The sequence below is a fragment of the Endozoicomonas sp. SESOKO4 genome, assembly GCF_024606275.1.
This window is the reverse complement of record NZ_JAHHPS010000207.1, coordinates 1-7,865: the sequence shown is the minus strand read 5'-3', so window position 1 is coordinate 7,865 and position 7,865 is coordinate 1. Positions and strand designations below refer to the sequence as shown.

The following is a 7,865-nucleotide window of genomic DNA, read 5'->3' as shown; positions in this document are numbered from 1 at the left end:
TAATTGATCTGGATGCATCTCAGTTCTGATACCCATACATGATCTCCAGTGGACTTTCAGGTTGTCTTTTCAAAGGTCAGGATGGTGTATTAGAGCGAAAAGGATAAAAAAGTCCGGTGTAGGTTTCACTCTTCTAAACCCATTAGAGACAATCCGTACTTGCCTGAACAGACAGGTTGCAGCCAAACTATTGCGCTTTTGGACAATAAGCCAGCCCACCCCCGTCAGGCTGCAACGGAATTATATGACCCAACAACGCCCGGATACTACCGACTACCTCTCACTGTTCCTGAATGATGCCCCCCTGATGGATGTTCGGGCCCCCGTTGAATTCAGCAAGGGTTCATTTCCATTGGCGACCAATCTGCCTATTCTGGACGATCACCAACGCAAAGTGATTGGTACTGAATACAAGCAGTACGGGCAGGAAGCAGCTCTCTCTTTGGGTTATGAGCTGGCCACTGACAATGTTCGTACTCAAAGAGTGACTCTCTGGCAGCAATTTGCTCAACAACACCCAGATGGCTACCTATTCTGTTTTCGCGGCGGTCAGCGCTCTCATATCAGCCAATCCTGGCTGGCAGAGTCCGGATATCCCTACCCTCTGGTCGAGGGGGGCTACAAAGCCATGAGAAGATTCCTGATTGATGAACTGGAACAGTCTGTTGATGATATTCCCTTTATGATTCTCGCTGGCAAAACCGGTACCGGCAAAACTCGTCTGATTCATGACATTGAAGACAGTATTGACCTGGAAGGTCTGGCCAATCATCGAGGATCGAGCTTCGGTCGCCGTTACGGTGGCCAGCCCACCCAAATTGACTTTGAAAGCCGCCTTTCTATCGCCATGCTCAAGCACCGCCATTTTAAACCAGGCCGATCGGTACTTCTGGAAGACGAAAGCAAGCTGATCGGGCGTTGCGGTCTGTCCCGGGCATTCAGGGACAAGATGCAGCAATCCCCGATCATTCTGCTGGAAACGTTCATCAAAGATCGTGTAGAGATAGCTCTCCAGGAGTATGTCCGTGATAATCTGGCCGAATTCGAGACGGTTTATGGTAAAAAAGAGGGCTTCGCCCGGTTTAGCCAGGGCCTGGCTGACAGCCTTTACCGGATTCGTAAAAGATTGGGTGGAGCCCGCTATAAGGCGCTGGGAGAACTGCTATCCTCAGCTCTTTTGCAGCATGAAGTTCATGGCATCATTGATGGTTACCGGCCACTGATTGAGGAGTTATTGGTGGGCTACTACGACCCCATGTACGAATATCAACTGGAGCAAAAACAAGGAAGAATTCTTTTCAGGGGCAACCGGGAAGAGATCAGAAGCAGCTATCCCGAGCTGGTATTGAACTGAGAAGCAGTTCGACTCCGGTAAAAGAGGGCCATACCCCAAACCAGAATGGCAATGACGGCCCACTCCTGAGCGTTGGGTATGCGCCCCTCCAGCATAAAGACAAAAAGTACCCCAAATAAAACTTCCAGCGATGTACAGGGATAAAATCCTGAATCACTGTTATGCAACACCGCCTTGCGTCTGCATATCCGGGCCAAACCGGTGGCTAATACGCCTGCCAACAGCAGTCCTCCTCCGAAGTAAGCCCAGTCAATATTGGCAACACCTTTCGAAAAGAGGGTAAATTCGGGATGGTCCAGCCAGGTCAGTGGATAAATCATGGGGAGTGCCAACATAGAGCCTAATCCGGTTAACAGATAACGATCGGAAGGACCAATATCGGGATGTTCAATGGCCATTAACAGTTGTATGCGGGTACCTGCGAGCCAGCTGATGCTCGCCAACAGTAACCAGAACAAGCCATTGGCCATACTCTGCTCATGTGAGTCCGGAGAAACCTGATCAAACTTCTGGGACATCAACAGAAACAGCGCTCCAATCAACAGCAGTAAAGGAATAGTGAGCTGACTGCCAGCTTTTCCAGTCAAAAAGCATTTCTGAAAAATCATGGGTAAAGCGGCCATCAGAATACAGGCAAAGACTCCGCCGAGGCTTCGGATACTGATAATAAGAAAAAGGTAATAAAGAACATTAGTCAGCAGGGCCACCCAAACCCACTTCTGGATATCACCCAGCCGGGCTCTTTGAATCATCTCGCGACGAAAAAGAACGATCATAGAGATCCAGAGACCAAATGCTGTAAAGCGTCCTGCTACCAGTTCTATAGCCGTATATTCCGACATCCATTCAGGAAGAATGATCAAACTTCCCAGCAATGCCCCCGACACCAGTGAATAGACAACGCCTCTGGAAATCAACCCGGTACCACTCCACACAGAAACTTAAGGTTCTCTGAGCATTGTCTACAACATCTTGATTTTCCAGCCTCCGGGCAGGGATTGCCCTCCTCAGCCGACCAGCGAGGCAGCAAAACGGATAAAATTGGCTGCACTTCCCGGAGTCGTCCCGATAAATCCCATTTCAAAAAAGACTGGCTGCAGGTAGTATCGTTACAACCGATTCAATCCAATACCAAGGGAAGTATTCGTGTCCACAGATTTCGATACTTTTATCAACCGAACTCATACCTCAAGCCTGAAGTGGGATCGCTACAAGGAAAGAGATATATTGCCTTTCTGGGTGGCGGATATGGACTTCAAATCCGCCCCCGAAATCATTGAAGCTATGCAACAACGTGTTGAACATGGTGTGTTTGGCTATACCCTGGCCGATGAGGGCCTGGAAGAACGCATTGTCGAGCGAATGCATAACCTCTACGACTGGCAGATTGAAAGAGACTGGATCGTCTGGCTGCCCGGGCTGGTAACGGCACTCAATATTTCGGTGAGGAGTGTTGCCGGCCCCGGAGAGACCGTTGCCGTGCCTCTACCGGTTTACTATCCCTTTTTAATGGCTCCCAAGCTGGGTGGGCGCGAAATGATCGGACTGGACTGGATTATCAGAGATAATCAGTGGCAGTTTGATCTGGAGGCATTTGAAAGCAAGATCACCGAAGACACCCGACTCTTGATGCTGTGTAACCCACAGAACCCCAATGGCCGCGTGCTCAGCCGGAAAGAACTGGAGACTATCGAGGCACTCTGCAAAAAGTACAACATTGTCGTATGCTCCGACGAAGTGCATTGCGACCTTATTCTTGATCGCAACGCCGAGCACATACCTTACGCCAGTCTGAGTGACTTCACCCGTGACACCTCCATCACCCTGATGTCTCCTTCCAAGACATTTAATGTGGCCGGCTTAGGCTGCGCCTTTGCCATAATACCGGATGGCACACTGCGTATGGAGTTCCAGAGAGTTCGCAAAGGAATTGTCCCTGATCCGGATAACATGCTGATGGGTTTCACGGCGGCCAGGGCCGCCTATGAGCACGGTGAACCCTGGCGCCAGAGTCTGCTGGACTATCTGCGGGGTAACCACGACCTGCTGATGTCTGAAATCAACGGTATTGAGGGGCTAACTATGCTGCCTCTTCAGTCTACCTACCTGGCCTGGATTAACGTCAGCGAATTAGGACTGGATGATCCTCACCGTTTCTTTGAAGAGGCCGGTGTCGGCTTCTCCCCCGGCGCTCAGTTTGGAGACCGTGACTACCTGAGAATGAACTTTGGCTGCAGCCGCTCCACTCTGGAAGAAGGCATCCGCAGGATCAAGGCAGCAGTAGCCAATCTGAAATCCTGACTGGCGTAATTAAATGTCGGGCTGTCAGTGAATAACTGACGGCCCTTTCAACACTTTTCGGAACACCCACTTGCTGATGATGGCCCGCCACTTTGATAACGGATGGCTCAGACAGCAAAGCCTTTATGAGTTAATCTGCTAACATTGACACATCTGTCAATCTTGATACTTCTGCCTTTAAGCTCTAAACCATATAGGATACTTTAATAGACTCTGATCAAACCGGACAGCATTCATCAAATGCTTTGGAGATTAGCTCGTGCTGAAGATGACGCCTACAGAAAACACTCCGCCACTTCCGATCCCGACAAGAACACTGATTCTCGACTCAGGTACCCCGGAAGAAAAACGACAGGAACTGAATCAGTATTTCTGCGAAACCTACGATATTTACGACCGTCTTTTTGAAACACTCACCAATGATGAAGCTTTTTACCGCAAAGCCATTTCCCAGAGACACCCGCTGATTTTCTACTACGGCCATACGGCAGCATTTTTTATCAATAAGCTGATTGCTGCCCGCCTGATTAACGAACGGGTAGATACGGACATCGAAGCAATGGTGGCCATCGGCGTTGATGAAATGTCCTGGGATGATCTGGACGAAAATAACTACGACTGGCCTACGGTTCCAGCCATGAAAGAATACCGTCGAAAGGTCAGGGCACGGGTCATTGATTTTATTGAAAACATGCCTCTGGACGTACCCATCACCTGGGAAAGTCCGGCCTGGCTAATCATGATGGGCATTGAGCATGAGCGCATCCACCTCGAAACCTCATCGGTTCTGATTCGTCAGCTACCTCTGGCTTACGTCACGCCGCACCCGAACTGGCAACCCTGTAAAAGTTCAGGGGCCGCCCCGGAAAATCAGTTAATTGAACATACGGGTGGCCACCAGATTCTCGGAAAACCCTTTGATCATGCCCTTTATGGCTGGGACAACGAGTATGGTCACTATGAAGAAAGTATCCCTGCCTTCAAGGCCAGCCAGTACCTGGTCAGCAACCAGGAGTTTCTTGAGTTTGTTCAGGATGACGGATACAACACCGAAAAATACTGGACCGATGAGGGCTGGGCATGGGCTACCTTTGCCGAAGCCATACACCCTGAGTTCTGGGTTCCCGGTGATGAAAATTACCGATACCGGGCCATGTTGGAAGAAATAGACATGCCCTGGAACTGGCCTGTGGATGTCAACTGTCACGAAGCTCAGGCATTCTGCCGATGGAAATCAGAAATGACAGGCCTGCAAATACAACTGCCATCTGAAGCTGAATGGTATTGTTTGAGAGACACCATTGAAACAGACCAACCCTATTGGGAACAGGCTCCGGGCAACATCAACCTTGAATACTGGGCCTCCTCCTGCCCGGTTAACCAGTTCAGGACTGGGGATTTTTATGATGTCATTGGCAATGTCTGGCAATGGACAACGACACCCATTGATGCCTTTGAAGGCTTCAGGGTTCATCCCTACTATGATGACTTTTCAACCCCCACATTTGATGGCAGGCATAACCTGATTAAGGGTGGCTGCTGGATCTCGACAGGCAACTATGCAATTCGGGATTCGCGGTATGCCTTCAGACGGCATTTTTTCCAGCACGCCGGTTTTCGCTATGTTGAATCCACTGCTGAACATAATGCCAGCCAGAACCCCTATGAAACCGATGCACTGGTGGCTCAGTACCTGGAATTCCATTATGGCGACAGCTACTTTGGCGTTGAAAACTTCCCCAGGGCCTGTGCCAGGGTCTGCCATGAGTTGCTAAAAGACCATAATTGCACCCGGGCATTGGACCTTGGCTGCTCGGTAGGACGAAGCAGTTTTGAGCTGGCCCGCTGGTTCAATCATGTAGACGGTATCGACTTCTCAGCTCGTTTCATCTCTGCGGCCGCGAAGCTTCAGCAGAACGGAAAAATTCGATATTTTGTACCTTCCGAGGGCGAATTGGGTGAATACCGTGAAGCCAAACTGACAGATTTTGCCGATGACATTGATGTCAGTCGTGTACTGTTTACCCAGGGCGATGCCTGTAACCTCAAACCCAAGTACAACAACTATGACCTGATCTTTGCCGGGAATCTGATTGATCGACTGAACGATCCCCATAAATTCCTGTCTTCTGTACATGAGAGAATCCGCCCGGAGGGACTGCTGGTGCTGACCTCGCCTTACACCTGGCTGGAAGAATACACGTCAAAAGAGAAATGGCTGGGTGGAATACGTGAGAATGGTGAAGCCCTGACAACCTATGACGGGCTGAGAAGAGTTCTAAGCCAACACTTTGAGGAAATTAAACCACCCAGAGATATTCCTTTTGTCATCCGGGAAACCGCCAGAAAGCACCAGCATACGGTTGCTCAGGCCACTTTCTGGAAAAAAAAGACTCCCTGAGTCAAGCAGGAGCCTGAGAATGACTTCTCTATCAGGCTCCTGACCTCTCTATTCTTCGCAAATCCTGTTCAGGCTCCGCTGACCATCTCTGGAGCAATAGTGCTCCTTGTCAGTCCGGGAGCTGTTATGAGCTTCTGTTTTCCATTATATTGCCCGGTCAAGACAACGATTACGGGTTCAGTGTGAGCAAAAACAGTTTCCAGTTTGAACAAATTGGAGTGATTCACTCCTGCTATCGGCAAAAATTTGGAATTCCCCGCCAACCAGGCATTGTCACAGCGGCAGAGTCAGAGCTGGAACTGTTACCCCCCTTCAACCAGGAGAATCTGGTGCGTGGTCTGGAAGGTTTCTCTCACCTCTGGCTTCATTTTATTTTTCACGAAACCATGAATGAAGGCTGGCGTCCTACCATTCGCCCTCCTCGTCTGGGCGGTAAACAACGCATGGGAGTTTTTGCCACCCGTTCGACCCACCGTCCCAATCCCATTGGCCTCTCCGTGGTAAAACTGAAGAGCATCCAGTCCGGAAACGGCAAGCTGATACTACGACTGACAGAAGCTGACCTGCTGGACGGCACCCCCATCATTGATATCAAACCTTACTTGCCTTACGCCGATGCGCTACCAGAAGCAAAAGGTGGCTTTGCACCTTTACCGGCGGTTATGGCAGAAGTGGAATTTAGTGAAGTGGCCATGATCAAGTGCCAGACCTATGAACGACAGACCGGACGCTCTCTGGTGGAACTGATTAAACAAGTATTGGGCCAGGACCCACGCCCGGCGTACCTAAGAGATACAACAGGACGCAGACATGGCTCTGCACTCTGGGACGTTAATGTAGTCTGGGAATCCAGGGGAGATCACTTTCTGGTCACCGACCTGGAACCTTACGGTCATCTTTAGGAGTTTAAGAATGATCATTCCCTATCAGGAATTGAACGCAGAGACACTGAACCATCTGATTGCCGATTTTGTCAGCCGGGAGGGGACTGACAACGGTTTTGACCAGGATCAGGAAAGCCGTATTCAGCAGGTAATTGGGTTATTGAAATCCGGTGAAGTCTCTATTGTTTTTGATCCTCAAACCGAGAGTGTGAATATTATTCCTGCCAAAGAAGCTCAGCACTATGAGTCTATGATCAACCACTCTTAAAAGATCAGGCTTTTTTCATAAATCAGTTACCCCGCCCCACAGAGGCTGTCGCAAAACTCCAACAACTTGTTCCCATGCTGGGACCCACAGGGCCTAAAAGCATGGGAACCGGAGGTTTTTCGACACACTCCATGGAGCGGAAGGCCTGAAACCCGTACCTTTTCATCGGTCCTATGTGTCAAACGAAAACGGTCGTTTTCTTCAACGCCCTCAGTCCCCATATTCCCTGGGTTGTAGCGGAATTGGCAGTTCAAGCTAAAACAAAAAATTCACAACACTCAGTAATATCAGGGCTTTGCAAGCGATGTGGCTGCATGGACACCCATTTGTCAACCATCCCTCAACAATACTAATAACAGGACCGCTCGTATTATCAGCATCAGAAATAAGTTTGGATGAAGTGTAGGCTACCTGGGTTGTATTGGGAGAGACTGTAGCAGAAGCGGATAAAAATGATGAAGCAGATGAAATAGCTGTTGGCATAGTGCCATTACATGCAACATCAAAACCCGCCGAAGACCATGCGCTCAATGAAGCAAATCCTGCTCTATAACGTTTCCCATTGACAGCCCAACAGCGGCGTTTACCAGCATCATCAAACGATACCCAACCCCATGCCTGCTCTCTGTCTTTTAATCCAAATGCCCCATTCATCAT

Annotated in this window: 7 protein-coding genes; 5 read left to right on the top strand and 2 right to left on the bottom strand. The window is 49.5% G+C overall.

The window, feature by feature from the left end:
- The first annotated feature begins 244 nt into the window (after positions 1-244).
- Positions 245-1,354 (top strand): tRNA 2-selenouridine(34) synthase MnmH, encoded by a 1,110-nt coding sequence (gene mnmH / locus KDK16_RS04045; RefSeq protein ID WP_257254382.1) that lies wholly within the window; start codon positions 245-247, stop codon positions 1,352-1,354.
- Here mnmH and KDK16_RS04040 read toward each other — a convergent pair.
- Positions 1,330-2,271, bottom strand: coding sequence for a hypothetical protein (locus KDK16_RS04040; RefSeq protein ID WP_257274775.1), 942 nt, complete (start codon positions 2,269-2,271; stop codon positions 1,330-1,332). The genes mnmH and KDK16_RS04040 overlap by 25 nt on opposite strands.
- A gap of 229 nt (positions 2,272-2,500) precedes the next feature.
- Between KDK16_RS04040 and KDK16_RS04035 the strand changes: the two genes are divergently transcribed.
- The 4 genes from KDK16_RS04035 to KDK16_RS04020 all read left to right on the top strand — a co-directional run bounded on the left by KDK16_RS04035 (position 2,501) and on the right by KDK16_RS04020 (position 7,208).
- The gene (locus KDK16_RS04035) at positions 2,501-3,655 is read left to right on the top strand and encodes a PatB family C-S lyase (protein WP_257254384.1); all 1,155 of its coding nucleotides are present in this window, start codon (positions 2,501-2,503) and stop codon (positions 3,653-3,655) included.
- A gap of 268 nt (positions 3,656-3,923) precedes the next feature.
- On the top strand, positions 3,924-6,056 hold the full coding sequence (gene ovoA / locus KDK16_RS04030) for a 5-histidylcysteine sulfoxide synthase (protein ID WP_257254388.1): 2,133 nt from the start codon (positions 3,924-3,926) through the stop codon (positions 6,054-6,056).
- A 182-nt stretch (positions 6,057-6,238) separates the two neighbouring features.
- The gene (gene tsaA, locus KDK16_RS04025; RefSeq protein WP_257274774.1) at positions 6,239-6,958 is read left to right on the top strand and encodes a tRNA (N6-threonylcarbamoyladenosine(37)-N6)-methyltransferase TrmO; all 720 of its coding nucleotides are present in this window, start codon (positions 6,239-6,241) and stop codon (positions 6,956-6,958) included.
- A gap of 10 nt (positions 6,959-6,968) precedes the next feature.
- A complete protein-coding gene (locus KDK16_RS04020; RefSeq protein ID WP_257274773.1) occupies positions 6,969-7,208 on the top strand; it encodes a YheU family protein in 240 nt (79 codons plus the stop codon).
- 255 nt (positions 7,209-7,463) lie between these two features.
- Here the strand turns inward: KDK16_RS04020 and KDK16_RS04015 are convergent.
- On the bottom strand, positions 7,464-7,865 hold a 402-nt coding region (locus tag KDK16_RS04015), incomplete at its 5' end, for a hypothetical protein (RefSeq protein WP_257274772.1).